At 42.2% G+C, this 22,211-nt stretch carries 15 protein-coding genes; 7 read left to right on the top strand and 8 right to left on the bottom strand.

Features of this window, described 5'->3' with window-relative positions; translation table 11 throughout:
• Positions 1-303: 303 nt before the first annotated feature.
• The 4 genes from ACED60_RS22000 (at position 304) to dinB (ACED60_RS21985) (ending at position 9,386) form a co-directional block, all read left to right on the top strand.
• A complete protein-coding gene (locus tag ACED60_RS22000; protein ID WP_371728480.1) occupies positions 304-5,256 on the top strand; it encodes an AAA domain-containing protein in 4,953 nt (1,650 codons plus the stop codon).
• The gene (locus ACED60_RS21995; protein ID WP_371728479.1) at positions 5,256-6,728 is read left to right on the top strand and encodes a hypothetical protein; all 1,473 of its coding nucleotides are present in this window, start codon (positions 5,256-5,258) and stop codon (positions 6,726-6,728) included. Before ACED60_RS22000 ends, ACED60_RS21995 begins: the two co-directional genes overlap by 1 nt.
• A gap of 423 nt (positions 6,729-7,151) precedes the next feature.
• Positions 7,152-8,216 (top strand): DNA polymerase IV, encoded by a 1,065-nt coding sequence (dinB, locus tag ACED60_RS21990; RefSeq protein WP_371728478.1) that lies wholly within the window; start codon positions 7,152-7,154, stop codon positions 8,214-8,216.
• Positions 8,217-8,384: 168 nt separating this feature from the next.
• Positions 8,385-9,386 (top strand): DNA polymerase IV, encoded by a 1,002-nt coding sequence (gene dinB / locus ACED60_RS21985; protein WP_371728477.1) that lies wholly within the window; start codon positions 8,385-8,387, stop codon positions 9,384-9,386.
• 113 nt (positions 9,387-9,499) lie between these two features.
• Here dinB (ACED60_RS21985) and ACED60_RS21980 read toward each other — a convergent pair whose 3' ends face one another.
• Entirely contained in the window at positions 9,500-11,434 is a 1,935-nt protein-coding gene (locus ACED60_RS21980; RefSeq protein ID WP_371728476.1) for an ATP-dependent DNA helicase RecQ, read from the bottom strand.
• 145 nt (positions 11,435-11,579) lie between these two features.
• On the opposite strand from ACED60_RS21980, the gene ACED60_RS21975 reads away from it, so the two are divergent.
• The 3 genes from ACED60_RS21975 (at position 11,580) to ACED60_RS21965 (ending at position 14,584) form a co-directional block, all read left to right on the top strand.
• Positions 11,580-12,053 (top strand): GreA/GreB family elongation factor, encoded by a 474-nt coding sequence (locus ACED60_RS21975; protein WP_017096215.1) that lies wholly within the window; start codon positions 11,580-11,582, stop codon positions 12,051-12,053.
• A gap of 86 nt (positions 12,054-12,139) precedes the next feature.
• Complete coding sequence (locus ACED60_RS21970) at positions 12,140-12,934, top strand: YggN family protein (protein WP_371728475.1); 795 nt, start codon at positions 12,140-12,142, stop codon at positions 12,932-12,934.
• A 288-nt stretch (positions 12,935-13,222) separates the two neighbouring features.
• The gene (locus tag ACED60_RS21965) at positions 13,223-14,584 is read left to right on the top strand and encodes a sodium-dependent transporter (RefSeq protein WP_371728474.1); all 1,362 of its coding nucleotides are present in this window, start codon (positions 13,223-13,225) and stop codon (positions 14,582-14,584) included.
• Positions 14,585-14,743: 159 nt separating this feature from the next.
• On the opposite strand, the gene lipA is transcribed toward ACED60_RS21965, so the two are convergent.
• The 7 genes from lipA to mrdA all read right to left on the bottom strand — a co-directional run bounded on the left by lipA (position 14,744) and on the right by mrdA (position 22,211).
• Positions 14,744-15,709, bottom strand: coding sequence for a lipoyl synthase (gene lipA, locus ACED60_RS21960; RefSeq protein WP_009848385.1), 966 nt, complete (start codon positions 15,707-15,709; stop codon positions 14,744-14,746).
• A 4-nt stretch (positions 15,710-15,713) separates the two neighbouring features.
• A complete protein-coding gene (lipB, locus tag ACED60_RS21955) occupies positions 15,714-16,373 on the bottom strand; it encodes a lipoyl(octanoyl) transferase LipB (RefSeq protein WP_012603371.1) in 660 nt (219 codons plus the stop codon).
• 195 nt (positions 16,374-16,568) lie between these two features.
• Positions 16,569-16,847: a DUF493 family protein YbeD gene (gene ybeD / locus ACED60_RS21950; protein WP_029223108.1), complete on the bottom strand. Its 279-nt coding sequence runs from the start codon at positions 16,845-16,847 to the stop codon at positions 16,569-16,571.
• A 232-nt stretch (positions 16,848-17,079) separates the two neighbouring features.
• Entirely contained in the window at positions 17,080-18,261 is a 1,182-nt protein-coding gene (locus tag ACED60_RS21945) for a serine hydrolase (RefSeq protein ID WP_206208337.1), read from the bottom strand.
• Positions 18,262-18,354: 93 nt separating this feature from the next.
• Complete coding sequence (locus ACED60_RS21940) at positions 18,355-19,194, bottom strand: septal ring lytic transglycosylase RlpA family protein (protein ID WP_102258203.1); 840 nt, start codon at positions 19,192-19,194, stop codon at positions 18,355-18,357.
• Positions 19,195-19,197: 3 nt separating this feature from the next.
• Positions 19,198-20,319 (bottom strand): rod shape-determining protein RodA, encoded by a 1,122-nt coding sequence (gene rodA, locus ACED60_RS21935; protein ID WP_009848472.1) that lies wholly within the window; start codon positions 20,317-20,319, stop codon positions 19,198-19,200.
• Positions 20,319-22,211, bottom strand: coding sequence for a penicillin-binding protein 2 (mrdA, locus tag ACED60_RS21930; protein ID WP_012603375.1), 1,893 nt, complete (start codon positions 22,209-22,211; stop codon positions 20,319-20,321). Before mrdA ends, rodA begins: the two co-directional genes overlap by 1 nt.

Here is a 22,211-nt window from a genome sequence, read left to right as displayed (position 1 = left end):
AAAAAGCATGCAAAACGGGCGGCTCTGTCTCTAAACTGAATTACGCAACAAAGCCGTAATCCACCCACATCGCAAGTGGCGATGTGAAGCTAAAACAACCTGGAATCTTGCTTTCTGTGGAGGGGGAGTTAAAAGTAAATGTTGCTCTATGCTATGAGTTGATATTCCACTATGAGCTGATTGTATTAGTGAGTATAATCAACCAGTTTAGTTAATTAATGGCACCTCCTACTCGACTTCAATTGGAACTCAGAGCCTTATATCTCAAGGCTTCTCTATTTTACTCTTATAATAGGCATTGGTATGAAGCTTAAATTACTTAGTCCATATGGTATCCCTCATTCTGAAAAAAAAGCCTTGTCTGAACTAGAAACAGCGTTGCCAAACTCTTGGCGTGGGTACGGCTCTTTTCTTGTTGCTGACAATGCAGGTTCAATGGAAATTGACTTACTGTTAATAACGCATAGTCGAATCTTGTTAGTTGAGGTAAAAGAGTGGGCTGGAGAGATATACTCAAATGGCTCAAAATGGGTACAAAAAAGACCAAATGGTCAAAAAAGAGAGTCTACAGCTCCCTATCTATTAAAACGTGAGCATGCAGAAAGGATATCTTCTCTATTTCAGCAAGAACTAAAAGACCGTTGGGGAGGCTTTTATCTAGTTGAAACGTGTGTTGTTTTGGCAGGCAGTGCAAAGGTTAAACAAATGCCAGAGCGTGAGAAGCCTTTTGTATTTACATTAGAGGAATTCTGTAAGTTAGGTAAAAACTTCGACAAAATGATGCCGGTAAGATCCGCTGCCGATAAGATATTTAAAGATAATAGGTTACCTAGACCAAACACGGAAAAGCAGGTCAACATATTTGAAGCTTGGCTTGAAGGCGGTGGACGTATAGAACCTCGGATGCGCCAAGCCTCCGGTTATGTTATGAGCGATGACGAGCCACTTTTCACCCATCCTGGTAGAGCCTATCAAGAGTTTGAGGCTGAGCACATTACTTATAATAATACTAATGCCCTAATGCGCTGTTGGAACTTTATAGAGTTAGGGCAGCATGCAATGACTCAAGAGCAACGAGCTAATATTGGTTTGAGGGAAGAACGGTGTATTCAGTATATTGGTAATGAAAACAAACAATTAAGGAAAGATTACCTTTTGCAGCCTCGTCATGGAAAAACGGCTGACGATGTTGAAGTAGATTTAATCGAAGTGTACGAAAAGCCAGCGCTGTTTGAGCGATTAGATAGTTATTTGGCACAAGTATCTAGGTCAATGGATGCTAGATTATGTTTAATTAGATCTTTACTTACTCCATTTGTAGATTTACATCAATTGGGAGTTTGTCACCGTGATTTGTCACTAGACCGTCTATGGTTCGATAAACAAAGTAAATCCATTACAATTAGTGGCCTATTAGCTAGTCAATTTCCTGATCCTCAAGGGAAAAGTGTTGGGGATGTTCGTAAGTTTCTTGCTTCAAATGTGATTCCATTACCTGAAGAGGTTTATGGAGACTTGGAAGTCGATGCGCGTAAAATAGACGTCTACCAGCTTGGGATTATGTCTTATCGAATTGCTTTTGATAAGCCATTGGTAATTGATGAAGATGGTGTTGTTTGGAAAGAGCCAGAACAGGACTTATTCGACGGAAAGTTAAATCAATGGTTGAAACAAGCGTTATCACTTGAGGCGAAAGAACGACAAAGCGATGCCGGTGAGATGTTAGAACAATTAACTAATATCTTTTCTGAAGAAGCTCGTTCAAATGACGTTGATGAACAAGCTGTGCTGAGTGAGCTGAGACAGCATGAAAGTGCAATTAATGTGTACACAGAATTTCCTATGGGAAGTGCCCCAGAGCAGTGTCATATGCGGCAAAGGATGACCTATAAATCAAATTATGATGGGAATTCTGTAACAGTACGTGTGTGGTCAACTTTACGTCCTGAGCATTCGCTTAATGGTCGAAATCGTAGAATACTCAAATTCTTAGAGCGCTGCCAGATTTTAGCAGATCACCCACAATTACCGATTGCAAGACCTTTACGCTTCGGTATTTCAATGGTCGGACTTTTTACTGTTCAAGATTATCTTGAAAATGTTCAAAGTTTTGTTGATTGGCTATCCAATTTGGCCAATCATCAATTAGAAAATAGGCTCACAATCGCCCTGAGTCTTATTCATTCAGTCAATCAAATTCATAGCTTAAATATTGCCCATGGTGATATTAAACCTGAAAACTTATTAATGGAGTCAACTGAAGAGGGGATTAAGATTATCCTTTCCGATACTTTAGATTTAGATTCAGATGCAGGTTTTCCCGTTAGTGCTGAATATGCGCCGAAGCAAGATGTTAGCTTAATGGCTCGAGACAGGTTTGCTGTATATGTTTTGATTGAAGAGTTACTAGAGGGTGTAGATCAAGATTTAGTAACGATAGACGCTGAATTTGCCAGAGGGTTAGGTCAAGATCGATCAAAAGTACCGCTTTCTTTAGACCCTTTGCAGGAAAGTATTGAATCATCGTTGACTCCACCAGAGCCAGAAATTGAGCCAATAGTAATTTCTTGGCCAGATCTAAATTTCAGTACAGAGCAAGTGATATTTGAACCTGACTTGGGGAATCATTACGTTAGGGTTTACAAGACCCCCAATGATATAAAAGTTTATCTGTTTGGGTGCGCACAAAAGCTCATAATAACTTGCGACTGGGATGAGGATAACATTGTAATTCGTAATGTTTATTTAGCAGAATTACCACCCGCGGAGTGGCTTAAGGAGTCTCGAGATGCAACTAATAATAGGTCAAAAACTAGTGCAGTCATACAGCAGTCGTTTGTGCTGAGAAAAGCAGCCAGAGATACTAAAGCCTTAGAGAGTTATTTGTCTGGGCTCGAGGTTGTTCTCGAGTACAAGAAAGAAAAGTTCACAAAAAGTAATGACTTAGGCTCCTTAGCGGGGGAGTCTACACAGCAAGAAAGTAAAGCTTTTAATATAAGTACACTCTGGGAATCCTTGGTAGATTCAGAGAGGGAACTACATCCTACTGTAACGACTTCAGGCAAGCCAGAAAAACACCAAAGACATTGGTATGTCCCTATAGAAGAAGATATAACTCGATTTGAGTTTGATGAAGATGAAACAATTCAGGTGCTTAGCGAAAGTGCTGAAGACAGCTGGTTTTATGGCAATCTAGATCTATCTATTCGACAGGTAGGGTATATCGTTGTTTCCAAAGGCAGATATTTAGAACAAATGAAGCCAGGGACACGACTAAAATTAGCAGAATCTAGGTCAGAGATTAGTTGGCAAAGACGGAAGTTAGCTTTAAATAGAGTGTTACATGGTGAAGCTATAATGCCTGAGCTATTAAACTATTTTCGCGCGGATGTAAAAAAGCCGGATATGACGGTAACAGCGCTTCCAGCTCCTGATGTAGCAACACTTGCATCCTTCAAGTTAGATAGCTCCAAGGAAAATGCTTTGTTGGGAATCCTAGAGCAACCAATGTCGGTAGTTATGGGGCCTCCTGGGACAGGTAAAACAACACTTCTTGCAAATTTAATTGCCTACCTGACGACTTCTGTCCCCCAAGTTAATCGTGTTTTAGTTTTGTCACAAAGTCATGTTGCCGTCAATGAACTAGCGGAACGTGCACGAGTGATGATTCGTAAAAGGTTATCAGAACCTGATCAAGGACAGGGGCTCACTGAACCAAGTATTGTTCGGCTTGGTGACCGTGAAAAAATTGGTAAAGAATTACTTGATGTCCATGTAGATGCATTACAAAGTCAAGCCCGAACCTCTTTTATTCGTGATATAGATCGAAGGCTTATGTCATTATCATCTCGTTTGGCCTTACCCCAAGACATGGTCTTGGACGCTGCAAGTCTTTTCCGCAGATTTGGGCAATTATTACATGAATATACGCAAGCACGAAATGAACTTGAAAACATAAAAATAAAGTTAGAAAGTGGTGATAAGAAGCCAGCGACTAAGAAATTAGCTTCAAAAGCGGAGAGGCAAGTAGAGCGCTTACGAAGATCGTTATCTAGTGGGTTAAAGGCTTTTTCTGAATTTCCCGAACAGATCCTCGATAGTAGTTCTCCTCAGCGTGAATTAATAAATGAGATCGCTGATAAATACCAAATAAATAATCCTAAACAGCTTAGTAGATTAAATGAAGTAATGAATATTGCGTTACATTGGTATTTACGACTTGCAACTGACAATGATGGTTATAGCGGCTTTGCTGCCAAAACACGTTCTATAGTTATTGGTACTTTAGTCGGTATGGGTAAAAAAGCCTATCAATTAGATCAACATAGTTACGATTTAGTTATTGTGGACGAAGCTGGCCGCGCTATGGCTTCAGAATTAGCGCTGGCTATGCAGTCAGCGAAGAGAATATTACTTGTCGGTGATCACAAACAATTACCGCCTTTATATGATAGCCAATTAATTAAAGGGGTTGCTCGAAGATTAGCTATGCCAGAGAAAGAAGTACGGCGTACAGATTTCGAACGGGCGTTTAAACACGTCGGCATGATGCTCGATACTCAATATAGAATGAGTCCAGCCATTGGTGACTTAGTCTCTAAGGTTTTTTATGAAGATAAATTAAAAACGGGACGAGAGGAAGCTCCAGAGTGGATGTCAAAATTAACATCACCATGGAGTCACACGGTTACATGGCTCAATACCTCTAGACATGAATCAGATCTAGGTGGAGGTAGTGAAGGGATAATGAATGAAGGTGAAGTTGGCTTGATATGCCGCTCCCTGCAAAGTTTGATCGGTAGTCCAAGAGCTATGAGTGAATTACAAGATTGGTTTAAAAAAGATAAAGTACCTCCGATAGGGATAATTACCGGATACCGTCGACAAGTTGAGGCTTTGCGTGAAAGAATTGATACTGAAACATGGGCTTTACCTATAAGGCATCTATGCCGGATGGATACAATTGATGCTTATCAAGGTAGTGAAAATCGCATAATTATTCTCAGTCTTGTAAGAAACAATAGCGATAAAAAATCAGGCTTTGTAGATGATGCACCTAGAGTTAACGTTGCGATTTCGAGAGCCAAAGAACGACTGCTTATAATTGGTAATAGCGATATGTGGTGTAATAAAGGGAAAAGCTCTAGCCTTGGTCAGATTTATGTCGAGATAAGTGAAGCGATTCGTAAGAAAAGTACTGATTATCAAATTCTAGATTCAGAAAAGCTAGCGGAAATCTCTGTGGGGGAACAGTGATGACGGATTACAAAAAAAGTGAAAAATTAGAGCAGAGCTCAATTAGAGATACTCACCTTCAAAGTCTGACTCTATTAGTTCCAGCTCGCAGGTTTGTAGTTGATTTTGATGTTACGGAAAAGTCACCATTGCCAGCTATATTAGAATCTGCATTAATGCTACTAGCTCAGTTAGAACAGGTTAGTCCTGGTGAAATAGCGGATTTTTTTGGATTAGATCCTACAGAGACCAAATGTCTTATTAATGACATTTGTAATACCGAGCTAGCAAAAATTAATGAAAATGGATTGCTTGTTCCGACTAGTCGTATGATTTCTTTAAGGAAAAATAAAGAATTCCTTGAGTTAGAAAAGGTTATTAATTATAACCAAGCATTTCTTGTGGATGAGCTGACTCAACATATTCAACCCAAAATGAAGTATTGCTCAACCCGAGGTCTACCCGAAGTCCATGCATTCGAAGGTAGTGAGTCATATGAAGGAAGAGATCTATTTTCAAATCAGTTCATCCGTTTTCAACAATGCTCTCGTTTAACTGAGCTAAAACGAATGAGTACGAGGTTATATAAAGTTAATCGTTGCTATCAAGATCAAGTGTGTACATACCCTTTGTCGATCAATGTGATGGCACATATAGACTCATATCAAGAGATTAGGTTATCGACAAAGTTAACTGGCGTTGACGTGCATGGAAAACAGCTTGTAAACAGCAGTGGTTTACAAGGCTGTATTAATGAATTCTTAGATAGAAGGTCAGAAAGTGCTCAGAATTTGTTATTGGAAGAGTATTGTCAACGGGTAAATGACCCAGTGTTGTTAGGTTATGATGAAGGTAGTCACATAAATATCAAGCAGTTATTACTTGATAAAAAAAGTCATAATTTTGATTACAGCGATGAAGAAACAAAGATGATTCTAGGACCAATGTATCTTGATAACAACAATAAAAAAATAATGAACTTGTTTAAAGGTCTGAAACAAGGTCAGAAGATTTCTGAAGCAGTTTGGTTACCCGCAAAATCAGAAACTTGGGCTGGGTGTACAAGATTTGATTCCTTCGTAGCTCAATTAGGTAAACTACTTCAAGCTCATGAGAGTGAACTTCATGTACTAGTCCCGCTAAAGGAAAGGCAAGATCGCCAACGTTATGTCAACTCTTTGCGGGGAAGATTAAACTCCGTAATTGGATATGAAAGGTCACCACATTTAAATGAAATGGAATTACTCATTGTTCCTGGTGACGGAGGCTTTGCTATTGTTCAATACCATGCAAGGTTGGATTCTAGCTTAGGTATGAGTGGTCTCACATTGCCTGTAGGTTACGTAACAACTAATCCAATACGAGTAACCTCTTTGTGGGATGAACTGACGCGAGATATCAAGCATTATGGGGATGTTCGTAGCGTTATTGGTGATAAGGCGGAACATTTGGACAGTGTATTACGGCACTTCTCATCTTATAATTCAAATTAGTTTTGGATAACTCTAATACCTTATAATTAATAAACTTTATACGTATACGCCCCATGTAATCATGGGGCGTTTTAGTTTGTGGAGCTCCATGGTAGAAGTGTATCTGTTGCATAAACAACATATTTAAAAAAGCTTGTGAAATATTGGGCTACTAACTCCATAGAAAAGACATTCATTTACTACAACTTTCAATTTATAGCTGTCTATGTAGCGTCAACTAACTTGTCCGATCTGAGTTGGCTAGAGACTCGATTTTCTAAGGTGAGACTAATTTTACCCCCCCTCCTTTATTAAGGCGTTGTCTAGAAATTTTAGTACTGTTAATATATACAGTCTCTGAGGTGGGATATTCAATGCTTATAAATTGCAGATAAACTCATACCTCTATTGGCTCTAGTTTCTCGATCCTACAAATAGAACCTCATGACTAGAAAAATTATTCATATAGATCTTGATTGCTACTACGCTGCCGTTGAGATGAGAGATAATCCAGAGTTGAGAGATATACCATTAGCTATTGGTGGTTCTCAGGACCGACGTGGCGTTATCTCAACATGTAACTATATAGCCAGAAAGTATGGTGTTCGTTCGGCAATGGCGACCGCGCATGCTCTCAAATTATGCCCAAGCTTAACGGTTATCGGCGGAGATATGGATAAATACAAAGCTGTATCCAAGCAGATCCATGCAATCTTTGCTCGTTATACTGACCTTATTGAGCCTCTATCACTTGATGAAGCTTATCTTGATGTAACTGACTCACAACTATTTAGAGGCTCGGCAACTTTAATCGCTGAGGATATTCGTAAGACAATTGAAACAGAGTTAGAGCTTACGGCTAGTGCTGGTGTAGCCCCTATAAAATTTGTTGCAAAGGTCGCGTCCGATATCAATAAACCAAATGGAATTTGCGTTGTAACACCAGTTGAAATTGAGGTATTCGTTAACAACTTAGATTTAGGCAAGATTCCAGGTGTTGGTAAAGTAACACTAGAAAAGTTGAATAAGCTTGGTTTGTATAAAGGCATCGATATCAAAAACTATGATCAACATCTGTTACTTAAACAGTTTGGTAAGTTTGGTAGTTCCCTATGGGAGCGGTGTCATGGAATCGATCATCGTGAGGTAACAACAACAAGAAGAATTAGAAAGTCTCTTGGTGTTGAGCGGACATTTTCTCTAGATATTCGGACTGAATCTGAATGTCTTGAAGCTATTGAATCACTATATGATGAATTGGTGAGACGATTCAGTAAGATTGCTCATGATAAAAGAGTAACCCGTCAGGGACTTAAACTAAAATTCGATGACTTCCAGCAAACAACGGTTGAACATAAGCAAGCCAGTCTTGATAAATCGTTTTTCTCTGCTCTATTAAAGGAAGCATTATCACGAGCAAATGGCCGTGGAATTCGCTTGATAGGGTTAAGTGTTGGGTTGGAACCCAAAGAAGGGCAAGCCAACACTCAGATGGCTCTCAAGTGGTAAAATGTAAGTGAGGATGAGGTATTTACCTTGCGACTTTCGATATTTTTCTGTAAGTGAACTATGTAAGTGCATTTTTTCATTTAAATATATATTTTTAAAAGTTATTCACTCACTCATTCGCTCAAGACTACATTTTTTACCTGGTAGTTACCATGCGCAGCTGTTGAAATGAGAGATAATCCCGCTTACCGAAATCGACCACTTGCAGTAGGGGGGCATGAAAAGCAGCGTGGCGTTTTGAGTACCTGTAATTACGAAGCTCGCAAGTTTGGTATTCGTTCTGCAATGCCGACGGGAAAGGCGCTGCAGCTTTGTCCCAATCTGTTGGTTGTTCCTGGGAGGATGTCGGTCTACGTCGAGATATCGAAAAAGATTCGCGAGATTTTTTCTCGATATACATCCATCATTGAACCCCTGTCTTTAGATGAAGCTTTTCTTGATGTCACGGATTCGACGCTGTGTCGTGGCTCGGCAACACTGATTGCCGAATCAATTCGTCGCGATATCTGGAATGAACTTAACCTGACCGCTTCTGCTGGTATTGCGCCGATTAAATTTTTGGCGAAGGTGGCCTCGGATCTGAATAAGCCCAATGGTCAGTTTGTAATACCTCCACAAGACGTACAATCAGTGATAAATGAATTGCCACTCGAAAAAATCCCAGGCGTTGGCAAGGTCAGTATTGAAAAGCTCCATCAAGCTGGCTTCTTTACTTGTAAGGACATTAAGGAATCTGACTATCGAGATCTATTGCTCCGGTTTGGCCGTCAAGGCGCATCACTCTGGAAGCGCAGCCATGGTATTGATGACAGAGAAGTTATTATTGAGCGTGAACGAAAATCGGTAGGCGTGGAGCGAACTTTTACTCAGAATATTTCTACTTACGCAGAATGTTGGCAGGTAATTGAAGACAAGCTTTTTCCTGAGCTTGAAGCACGTCTAGAGAAAGCTAGCCCAAGTAAAGCTATCATCAAGCAGGGCATTAAGCTCAAGTTTGCCGACTTCCAGCAAACCACTATTGAGCACATACACGCCTCTCTCGATCGAGAGCACTTTAAAAAACTGTTGAGTGAGATACTTAAAAGGCAGCAAGGGCGAGAAATACGCCTGCTTGGTTTAAGCGTAATGCTACAACCCAAAGACCAGATGCGTCAGTTGAGTTTCTTTTAGGCTGTCTAGTTTAGAGGGGAATCCGAATAGAGGGGCGTCAAAATAGATGGTATTGAGAAGCACCGACTAGACTTGGTAGTCTAGTCAGTTTCTATATCAATACGTAAGATGCCTTATCTAGGAAGTTGTTTTACTCGCGCTAGCGTATCACTGAATGGTTGTTGCTCTAGCTTCCCGTATCCAACCATTTTGCTGGCTTTAAGCTTGGTTGAAAGTGGAGTTGCGATTCCGCATAGAAAACGAGTAATGGCTTCGTCGGTGATCAATTGTTGGCTTGCGGAAATGAATTCATGGGTCCATGTCATTACGGTCTCGTCGTCAACGGGTTCAACATCGACGGTTGGTAAAATTGCCACTTCACCACGGCATACAGAGCAATGACCGCAGTTTGTTGGTGCCTTATCATCGGCGAAGTAACTCGCTAGGCGTGAGCTTAGGCAGGTATCAGCCTCAAAGAAGCTCAGCATTTGGTTAAGGCGGTTTATCTCACTGTTCTCTTTTTCCTTAAACAATTCAGTTAGACGTTCCGATAACTGCATCATGCCTTCAGTGGTGTTGTGGATCGCATACACATCTGTGATCTGCTTACTTTCCAACTCAATCCAACCTTGTTCATTGAAATAATCGATTGCCGCAATCACACGCTGACGATCAGTCTGGAAGTGTGTCCACAGTGCGTCGAAGTCGACTTGGCACCATACTCTTGCTTGAGGAGAGCATTGGAAAATCGCTTCCACAAAATGGCGACGTTCGCCTTGGAATTGTTCGGTGATCTGCTGCTTAGTACGTATGAATTTAAATTTGTAGTCAGCAAAGTAGCTGTATTTAGGCTCAATCACGCCTTCAATTTCAAGATACACCAATAGCGTTTTTAGTGGTAACTGACGAATGTTGGACTCACGCGATAGTTGGTTGAGCATGATTTCCCATTGGTTTGTGCCAGAAGCAGCAATGTTTTGATTTTCGTATATTTCTTTTAAGACCGTTTGAATTGATATGTTGTCTGGCGTATCACCAAAAACGAAGTTCTCGAGTGTGCTCAAACCATGTTTGTTAGCCAGTAAAATACATTCAGACGCTTGCCCATCTCGGCCAGCTCTGCCGATCTCTTGCGAGTAGTTTTCGATCGATTTTGGTAAGTCAAAGTGAATCACTCGGCGAATGTTGGACTTATCCACGCCCATACCAAAAGCAATGGTTGCCACGATACAGCTCACTTCATCATTCATGAATTGATATTGAATGGCATCTCGGTTTTCAGGCTTAAGACCGGCATGGTAAGCCATGGCATTAACGCCAGCGTTACGAAGTTGCTGAGCCACCATCTCTGCCGTTTGTTGAAGGGTGACATAAACAATAGTCGGAGCGAGAGAAGCTTGGTTAACGACATTGCACAAGGTTTCTAGCTTGTTGGATTGTTCGCAAGGTTGAATGGACAGGTCGAGGTTTTGACGATAGAAACCCGTAACTACCACGCGCTCCTCATCGATATCAAACTTCGACTTCATATCTTGGATAACCGATGTCGTTGCAGTGGCCGTCAGTAGCAGAACCTGAGGAATATTGAGCTGCTTTTGGTATTGGGGAAGCTTCAGGTAGTCTGGTCTGAAGTTGTGTCCCCATTCTGATATACAGTGTGCTTCATCAACTACGAGCATAGAGATGGGAACTTGGGAGATAAACTGACGAAAGCGTTCGTTCTTCAAGCGCTCAACAGAGATCATTAGGATTTTGGTGTCCCCGTTACGCACGGATTGCATCACCTGTTGTGTGGTTTGTCTGTCTTGGCTTGATTCGATTGCAGCCGCGCTTATTCCCTTACTGTGTAAGAAGCTGAGCTGGTCTTTCATTAAGGCTAACAATGGTGATATCACTAAGGTTAAGTGCGGCAACTCTAATGCTGGCAATTGGTAGCAAAGCGACTTGCCTGAGCCTGTTGGGAATATAGCGGCAGTCGAGTGACCAGATAGAACATTATCAATGACTTGCTTTTGCCCATTACGCAGTGAGTCGAATCCGAATACTTGTTTTAGCTTCTGCTCAATCATTTATGTTCTACCTGAGTTATTAAGTGTCGTATTGATGTTAAAGCGGGCGCCTATTGATGATTGCGTCGCTTGATGAATCAAATGTCTTGCACCTGATTGTACCTAATTCTATTCTGTAGCTCCTATAGAAAAGCACCCCAATAGTATGAATAAGTCTGAGCTTCGCCAAATAATCATAGAGCAACTTGAATCCCGATTACGTATCGCACAATCTGCTACTCAACGCGCTATTGATGCTGCGACCGATGAAGAGACTGTGCCTGAGCATAAGTACGATACATTGGCACTAGAAGCTTCGTATCTAGCCCACGGTCAAGCTGTAAGAGTGCAAGAGTGTGAAGATGACATTCAGTGTTATCGTAACTTAGTGCTGCGTGATAGTGAGAGGATTACAGTGAGCAGCTATGTTGTGGTCATTGACGAGCATGATCAATATAAACATTTTTTTATGGGGCCGAGAGTCGGTGGGCTTTCTGTTACGTGGAATAACAATGAAGTTGCTATCGTGACGGAAAATGCACCTTTTGGTCAGGCTCTAATGGGGAAAGAAGTCGGTGATGAGATTGAGTTTAAGGTCGCAGATAAGCAGTTTTGCTATGAAGTAATATCTATCGACTAACTGAGTAGCGTATATATAAAACGTTTCTCTGACAAAGAAGCATATACCAAGGGTATAGTAATCTGTCAGATTGATGAGAGGATGTTATGAAAAACAATGTATTTATGAAAAACAAAATGTTTATGAAAAACAATGTATTAATCGCATCGTTAACAGCGGTAATCTCTGTTATGAGCTTGCCAACTTTTGCTGCTCAGTGTCGAGTTGATTTGAAAAATGAATTGCGAATCGATGACCAGAAAGTCGAAATCCATCAAGAGAATGGTGATACTGCCGTTTTTGATGGTAACAACGACTTATATATCCATGGTGAGAAGGTTGAGCTAGATGCCGACCAACAAGCGGCGATTGAGAAATACCGCGAAAAAATGAGTGAGTACTTACCACGAGCGAAACAAATGGCTAACGATGGCTTAGCGTTAGCGAATGATGTTATTGATGACATTGCTGCTAGCCTAGATTCACCGGAATCATTTGATAATGTAAAAGAGTCAATGAAAACCTACTTTGCTGAACTGGAAGCTCGTTACTACAAAGATGGCGAGTTAGTGTTACCAGCAGACAGTTTTGATTCGATGGCCAATGGTTGGTCTGAAGATTTCGAGAAGGCTAAGGAGATCTTTAACCAAGAATTTATCTCTAGCGCTTTTAATGCGATGTCAGAAAAAATGAAACAAGATGGTGGCTTAAACCTTACTGAATTAGCTGACAGCATGACTGCATTAAAGCTTAAAGTTGAAGAGCGCATGAAAGAACACTCTCAACAAGTTCAAGAGGAAGCGAATGAGTTCTGTGATTCTCTTGATGAGATGGCAGAACAAGAGCAACAGCTGCATGAAATCATTCCGAATCTAAAAGACTATCAAGTCTTCACGATCTAATCTGAATCTAACTATAAGTAACAAGAGCACCAGTTGGTGCTCTTTTTGTTCGTATAAATTGAACAAAAAGACGAATATTCATCTCAATTCAATCAATTGTCTCTCTAGTCCTGAACCTTGCTTTACTGCTTTTAAGTAAACGATAAGACCGGTTATTTGTTAATTTAATGGTTCTAAATAGCGCATTTGTTGTAAAAACTAGAAGATTGCTCATTTATTAGTTGTACCTATCATTGCTTTTGATTACTGTACTTCCCAACTAGTTCACTGATTTTTGATGCGGGCAATATGGACCAACAATCTTCCTCTTCAAGAGAGCACTTTAGCTCTCGTTTGGGTTTTATTTTAGCAGCTGCGGGTGCAGCTGTTGGCTTAGGTAATATTTGGGGTTTCCCAACCCAAGTCGCCAGTAACGGCGGTGGTGCTTTTCTGCTTGTTTACCTAATTATGATTTTCGTGGTTGCTTTCCCGATGCTGGTGGTTGAGATGGCTATTGGTCGACATGGCCAAGCAAATCCTGTCGATAGTATGCGCTCTTTGACTACAAACCCATTAGGCAAGAAAGTCGGTGAATTTGTCGGTTGGATTGGGTTGAGTGTTCCAAGTGCAGTGCTAGCGTTTTATAGCATTGTCGGTGGTTGGTTGATCTGCTTCCTAATTGGTGCTGTCGCTGACCTGATTGGTCTAGAGGCTGCTGCTGATTGGTTTAAAGGCTTCAGTGTTGAGCGCAATGTTTTTGGTACCGTCGCATTCTATGTGCTGACTATCTTAATTGTTCAGGGCGGTGTTAAGCAGGGGATCGAGAAATGGTCGACTCGTTTGATGCCTGCGCTATTTGTGTTATTTGGCTTATTGTTTGTTTACATCATGACGCAATCTGGCGCGATGGAAGGCCTAAAGCATTACCTCGTTCCAGACTTTGAGAAAGTGTGGGATAGAAAACTGATTCTAGCGGCTATGGGGCAGGGCTTCTTCTCGCTCACTATTGGTGGTTGCTCGATGTTGGTTTATGGCTCTTACTTAAGTAAGAAAGAGAACCTGCCAAAAATGGCAATGAACGTTACCTTAGTTGATACCGCGGTTGCTTTTATTGCGGGCTTAGTCGTGATGCCTGCCATGTTTGTTGCGATGCAAAAAGGTGTTCAAATCTATGCTGAAGATGGCTCATTACTGAGCTCTGATACCCTAGTATTTACGGTTCTGCCTTTGATGTTTGATAGCTTAGGTATGCTGGGTCAGGTCTTCGCAATTGTGTTTTTCTTATTGCTAACGATTGCTGCACTGACTTCATCGATTTCAATGTTGGAAGCTCCTGTCGCTCTTGTTAGTGAGCGTTTCAAGACCAGACGAACGCCAACAAGTTGGGGAATTGGTGGTGCAATCGCATTGTTCAGTGTGGTGATTGTTTACAACTTTGCTGCGATGTTTGGCATGGTAGCGATGATTGCGACTCAGTACCTTCAACCAGTCGCTGCACTGATGTTCTGTGTGTTTGGTGGTTGGGTATGGAGCCGAGCGTCAAAAGTGAAAGAGCTTGAGCAAGGTTGTCCTGACTTTCAACTTGGTTGGTTTGGTAAGGTTTGGCCAATGTATGTGAAGTTTGTGTGCCCAATTTTAGTCGCAACGGTTATCTGGGCATCATTTGGCTAGTAGACCATTTAACATCTAGATGATTAGACTTGCAGTTCAAGGCCACTCTTAATGAGTGGCTTTGTTGTTTTTGTATCGAACAAGCTTGTTTTGCTCGATAGAAAAAAGGCGCTGAATATAAAATTCAGCGCCTTTTTATTGTTCGTTAAGCAATCGTGATTACTTAATTTCCATACCTTGTGCTTGCAAGTCTGCATGGTAAGAAGAACGTACAAACGGACCACATGCTGCGTGAGTGAAGCCTAGCTCTAGAGCAATCTCTTTCAACTCATCAAACTCAGAAGGCGGCACGTAACGTTCAACTGGCAAGTGGTGACGGCTTGGTGCTAGGTACTGGCCTAGTGTCAGCATTGTTACGCCATGTTCACGAAGATCTTTCAATACTTGAACGATCTCTTCTTTCGTCTCACCAAGGCCCATCATCACACCTGATTTGGTTGGGATGTTTGGATGCTGCTCTTTGAATTTTCTCAACAGATCAAGAGACCACTTGTAGTTCGCACCTGGACGCGCTTTACGGTATAGGCGCGGCGCTGTCTCTAGGTTGTGGTTGAAAACATCTGGTGGGTTGTCTTTCATTAGTTCAAGCGCAACGTCCATACGACCACGGAAGTCCGGAACTAGTGTTTCGATACGAATGTTTGGGTTTTGCTCGCGAATTTCACGGTTACAATCAGCAAAGTGTTGAGCACCGCCATCACGTAAGTCATCGCGGTCCACTGAAGTGATTACAACGTACTTCAGTTTCATGTCTTTAATCGTCTTAGCCAGTTTCTTCGGCTCTTCGGCTTCTGGAGCATTCGGTCGACCATGGGCAACATCACAGAACGGGCAGCGACGAGTACAGATAGCGCCAAGAATCATAAACGTTGCCGTGCCGTGGTTAAAACACTCAGCTAGGTTAGGGCAAGACGCTTCTTCACAAACTGAGTGCAGGTTGTTTTTGCGCATTGCAGATTTGATTTCTTGAATACGATGGCTGTCTGAAGGAAGTTTAATCTTCATCCATGCAGGCTTACGTAAAACTTCTTTCTGTTCAGCAGGCATATTCTTTACGGGAATTAATGCCATTTTGTCAGCGTCACGATATTTAACGCCTTTTTCCATTTGGATTGGTTTGCTCATGATTTTATGCTTCTGCTGTAATGTTACTGGTGGCTTGAATGTCTACTTGGTCATAGCCGAGTAGTTCTACGAGCTCTTGTATTAACTGTTGCTCAACGTTTTCTAGTTCACTTGGACCACCGAGTTGGCTTACTTGCGCCATTTCCATCCCTTGGTAACCACATGGGTTAATACGTTGGAAGGGAGACAAGTCCATATCGACGTTGAGTGCTAGCCCGTGGAACGAGCAGCCGCGTCGAATTCGTAATCCGAGTGAACAGATTTTCTTGCCATCGACATAAACACCAGGAGCGTCAGGTCGGGCAGTTGAATCTATATTGTAAGCTTTCAGAGTATTGATTACGAGGTTCTCAATATGAGTAACCAAATCACGCACTCCGAATTTCTTGCGGCGGATGTTTATCAGGAAGTAAGCGACTAACTGACCGGGTCCGTGGTACGTCACTTGGCCACCGCGATCGCTTTGTATCACAGGGATATCACCAGCATTTAATACATGCTCAGCTTTACCTGCTTGTCCTTGAGTGAAAACTGGGTTGTGTTCAACCAACCAAATTTGGTCTACGTCTTCATCCGTGCGTTCGTCTGTGAACTTATGCATGGCTTTCCATACAGGTTCGTAATCCTGACGACCTAATTTTTTTACGATTAGCTTATTTTGCAAAGCGGCACTTCCTCAAGGATTAATAAAGTGAGCGCATTATAAACGCGAAACAGGTTTCTAACTACAGACGGACAGCAAGGTTTTTCAACTTTCTTTGTATTTATTGAAAATTAAGTTGAATGCTCTAGAAGGGGAGCGAGGGTTTCAAACAAAAACAGCGGCAATAAGCCGCTGTTTTTCATGCGTAATCGAAAGTTACAGAACCATACGAACGATTTCGATTTCGCCTAGTTCTTTATATAGCGTTTCTACTTGCTCAATTGAAGTAGCAGTAATATTGATAGAAACAGAGTGGTAGTTACCTTTCGCACTCGGTTTTAGAGTTGGGCTGTAGTCACCAGGAGCATGACGCTGGATCACTTCTAGCACTAGTTCAGTAAGTTCTGGCTTAGCGTAGCCCATAACTTTGTAAGTGAATGAACAAGGGAACTCTAAGAGGTCTTTTAGTTTTGCATCAGAATTGATGTTCATGATTAGCTCCAAAAGGCTAGACTCTCGCAAATTGGCGAAATGTTGATAAAAAGCGTGTTCGGTCAATAGACACGAGTAATAAGGCGGAATATTACGTGTAAATATCACCGAACTCAAGGTCAACAAAAACCGCACATGGCGGCTTTTGTTTCGCTAATGAGCAAATCATGAACCTACTCATTAGGTTAGCTATACAGCAAGCTTAGATTATGCGTAGAACAAACTGTTGACTGGTTTAGAACAAACCTTTAAACAGCAGTACTAGGTAATCCCACAGGCGGCTAAATAGGCTGCCTTGGTCTACATCTTCAAGTGCAAGTAGTGGGTATTCAGCAACGTCTTCACCGTCGACTTGGTAGAATAGTTTACCCACAATATCACCTTTGCTAATTGGTGCTTCCAGTTCTTTCTCAAGAACAAAGCTTGCCTTTAGGTTCTTAGCTTGGCCACGAGGCAGAGTCACGAACGTATCTTCGTCGACACCTAGTGCAACCGTGTCCTTGCTACCCATCCAGATCTTCTCTTCTACGAAGGTTTCACCAGCGGTGTGTGGTGCCACTGTTTCGAAGAAGCGGAAACCGTAGCTAAGCAGTTTTTTGCTTTCTGTTTTACGAGCGTTAGCATTTTTGGTGCCCATAACAACAGCAACTAGGCGCATTTTACCTTCGGTTGCTGAGCTTACTAGGCTGTAACCTGCATTGCTTGTGTGGCCCGTTTTAATGCCATCAACGTTCATGCTCTTATCCCATAACAGACCGTTACGGTTGTACTGGGTGATGCCGTTGTAAGTGAACTTCTTTTGTGAGTAGATGCGGTACTCATCAGGAACGTCGCGAATCAGCGCCTGACCTAGTAGCGCCATATCGTAAGGCGTTGAGTAAAGGTTAGGGTTGTCTAGACCATGCACGTTAGCAAAGTGCGTGTCTTTCATTCCGATAGAGCTCGCCCATGCGTTCATTAAGTCAACAAATGCATCTTCAGAGCCAGCAATATGTTCAGCCATCGCAACACAAGCATCGTTACCTGATTGAATAATGATACCGCGGTTCAGCTCTTCAACTTTAACGGTTGTACCAACTTCAATGAACATCTTAGATGAATCAGGGAAGTTTTTAGCCCAAGCATTTTCACTGATAACAACATCGTCGTTTAGGTTGATGTTGCCACGCTCTAGCTCTTGGCCGACTACGTAGCTCGTCATCATCTTGGTTAAACTTGCTGGAGAAAGTTGAGTGTTCATCTCTTTCTCTGCGAGTACTTTGCCTGAATGGTAATCCATCAGAACAAATCCCTTAGCAGCGATTTGAGGAGCGTCAGGAACAATAATAGGAGCGGCGAATGACGATGTTGCTATCGTTGCAGAAAGTGCAACTGAAGTAGCAAAAATCGATTTAACAAGTTTATTAGATTTAATCATTTTGAATGCAATTATTAGGTGAACTATTCATATATTAACAGAATCACTCTGTCACACCAGAGCGCTGATTACCAGAAGTAACTGTTAGATAAATTAGCGAGTTAGCGTGTGTTTTTTTATATAAGCTGACGGGTAACCCATTAGCTTAACTTGTTCTAATTTTTCTTGAGTCAGAGCATAGTCATGAAATGGGCCAAGCATCAGGCGGTAGTTATCATCATTTGGCTGCAAGAACGTTGCTACAGCTAACTTTTCGCCTAGATCTTTGGCTAACTTCTCGGTTCTATCTTCATGTGGGGAAGTGGCTACTTGAATAATAAATTGAGGTAAAGCCGCCTTTTTATTTGCGTCGGTTGGCATAGCCAAAGTGATGACTTCTATCTCAATATTTGCCGTGCCTGTTCTCAATACATCGAGTTTGTATGCCGCGGCATAACTAAGGTCAATGATTCGCCCTTCATGAAATGGGCCTCGGTCATTGATGCGCACAATCGTCGTTTTGTCATTGTCGGTATTCGTCACTTTTACATAGCTCGGAATCGGCAATGTTTTGTGTGCCGCAGACATCGAATACATGTCGTAGATCTCGCCATTCGACGTTAAATGACCATGAAATTTCTTACCGTACCAAGAGGCTTTGCCTTTCTCAGTAAACCCTTCTGTCTTCTTTACGATCTTGTAGTCTTCGCCACGCAAAGTGTAATCCGTGTTACCACCTAAACTATAAGGTTCATACTGAGGGTGAGCATCCTCGAGATGCTCTACTGAGATCGGTGCGTCTGGTGCAATGTCTGAATCTATATCGTAGCGTCCTGTTGGTTCTGTCGAAGAACAACCGTTTATAACAACGGCTAGGCTCACTATAGATACTAGTTTTTTTATTGGCAGCTCATTAACCAAAGATGTTTTTATAGGAGTTACTTTAACAGACATCAATTAGGTCGCCTTTGAGAATGCTTTTCTGTGTGTATGGATTGACATTAAAATACCGAAACCGGCCATAAGGGTAACCATAGAGGTACCGCCATAGCTGACCAGAGGTAGAGGGACACCCACCACAGGTAGAATGCCGCTTACCATACCAATGTTTACGAAAATATAGACGAAGAAACTCAGTACGATACTGCCGCCCATCATTCGCCCAAATGCTGTTTGAGCTTGGCTTGCAAGCACTAAGCCACGGCCAATAATGAACAGGTAGATAGCGAGCAAAAACAAAATACCAATCATGCCCCACTCTTCGGCGATGACCGCAAAAATAAAGTCGGTATGGCGCTCTGGAATGAACTCTAGTTGAGATTGGGTACCTTGCAGCCAACCTTTTCCTGATATACCACCAGAGCCAATTGCAATCTTACTTTGGATGATGTGATAGCCTGCACCTAATGGATCTGATTCAGGGTCAAAAAGGGTTCTTACACGAACTTTTTGATATTCACGCATCAAGAAGAACCATAAGATTGGAATAAACCCACCCAGTGCAATCGCGGCACTGGCAATGATCTTCCAACTAATACCTGCCAGGAATATCACGAAGATACCGGATGCTGCGATGAGTATCGATGTGCCTAAATCTGGCTGTTTAGCGATAAGGATTGTAGGTACAAACACCATCACTAATGAGATAGCCAAGGTTTGGAAAGTGGGTGGCAGTGAGCGCTTACCAATAAATCGAGCTAGCATCAAAGGTACTGCAAGCTTCAATAGTTCAGAGGGTTGGAATCGAATAAAGCCGAAGTTTAACCAGCGCTGTGCACCTTTAGAGGCCTCGCCAAAGAACAACACTCCGAGTAGTAGAATAACGCCGCCCGCAAACAGTAGTGGAGCCAAGGTCTCATAAGTACGAGGCGAGATTTGCGCTAAAAAGATCATCACACCTAAAGACAGCACCATACGCATCGCTTGGCGATCCATCATCGCAAGGCTCTGTCCGCTTGCGCTGTACATAATCAATAGGGCAAAGCCCATTAAAACCAGAATGCCAAGCAATAGCGGCAGGTCGATATGCAGCCGTTCAAATAGGGCTCTATTTCGTCCAGTTGAAGGATCAAGTTTCATTATTTTATTGGCTCACTTTCATAATCTTCTGCAAGAATAATATGGTCTAAAATTCTTCTTACAACTGGGCCACCATTTGATGAACCACCACCGGCATTCTCCAAAACGATAGTTACGACCGCTTCAGGATCTTCAAAAGGCGCATAACCGGTGAAGAGGGCATGATCGCGTAAATGTTCTGCGATTTCATCTGCGTTGTATTCTTCATCTTCTTTTAGACCGAATACTTGTGCAGTACCTGATTTACCAGCAGTTTGATAAGACATTTTTTGGAATGAGCGTCTTGCTGTGCCTTTCTTTCCGTGGTTTACCAATCTCATGCCTTCTTGCGCGATATCCCAGTATCTCTGCTTAACACCAGTTACCGGAGGGTACGTTTCGATTTCAGATATCGTTTGTTCATCGAACGGTTGACCGTTCTCAATTGTCGCGCGTAGTAAATGGGGAGCGGTTACCTCTCCTTCATTGACCAATACTGAAGTCGCTTTTGCAATCTGCATTGGTGTTGCTGTCCAGTAGCCCTGGCCAATACCGACAGGGATGGTGTCACCTTGATACCAAGGTACACGGTGTCTGGCCATTTTCCATTCGCGAGTGGGCATATTCGCTTTGCTTTCTTCGTAAATGTCGATGCCAGTGTAATCACCAAAACCGAATAACATCATCCATTTAGATAAGCGATCGATGCCTAAGTCAAATGAAATTTGGTAGAAGAAGGTATCAACTGATTCTTCAATGGCTTTCTCTATGTCAACGACACCGTGTCCCCAGCGCAACCAGTCTCGAAATGGTTTCGTTTTCGAATTGGGTATCTTCCAATAACCAGGATCGTTACGTGTAGTGTTCGGAGTAATTACGCCTTCTTGCAGAGCTGCTACTGCAATGAAGGGTTTGATCGTCGATGCCGGCGGATAAATTCCTAGCGTTGCGCGGTTAACTAAAGGTCGGTCTTTGTCTTGAAGCAGGGCATTATAACCTTTCGAGGAAATACCATGCACAAAGGCATTTGGGTCGTAGCTTGGGCTGGAAACCATGGCTAATACGCCATTGTCTTTCGGGTCGAGAACCACGGCTGAACCACGGCGGCCATCAAGTAACTTATGTACGTATAGCTGCAGTTTGATATCCAAGTTGAGCACGATATCTTTGCCCGGAGCCGAAGGCACAAATTTAAGAGTGCGGATCACTCGTCCACGACTGTTTACTTCGACTTCTTGATAGCCAGCGGTGCCGTGTAGCATATCTTCGTAATAGCGCTCAATGCCGAGTTTACCGATATCGCGGGTAGCTTGGTAATTGGCGTCTTTCTCTTCACGAACCAAGCGCTGCATATCACGGTCATTAATGCGCGATACGTAGCCAATTACGTGAGTTAACACATCACCATAAGGGTAGAAACGTTTTAGCGTACCTGTCACTTCAACGCCTGGGAACTTATGTTGATTTACAGAAAAGACCGCCACTTGTTCTTCGGTGAGCTGATTTAGAATAGGTACTGATTTGAAGCGACGTGAATTACGACGATCACGATTAAAACGTTCGATACGCTCCGGTGGTATGTCAATTAACGCTTGTAAACGAACAAGCGTATCTTCCATGTTCTTGACTTTTTCTGGGGTGATCTCCAGATTAAAAACAGGCCGGTTTTCTGCAAGAAGTACACCGTTGCGGTCGTAAATTAAACCACGGTTAGGTGCTATTGGAACAACCTTGATGCGATTGTCGTTGGAGCGGGTTTTATAGTCCTGATATTGATTAACTTGGATGTTATAAAGGTTCACAACCAGTAAGCTCATCATCACTATAATCCCCGCAAACGCAACAAAAGCACGACTAGTAAATAGTCGTGCTTCTGCTTTGTAATCACGAATTTGGCTACGTTTACGTAACAT

The organism is Vibrio sp. 1F279 (assembly GCF_041439815.1).
Taxonomy (GTDB): domain Bacteria; phylum Pseudomonadota; class Gammaproteobacteria; order Enterobacterales; family Vibrionaceae; genus Vibrio; species Vibrio tasmaniensis_A.
The sequence above is the reverse complement of the archived record's forward strand: the minus strand, read 5'-3'. Positions and strand labels throughout refer to the sequence as shown.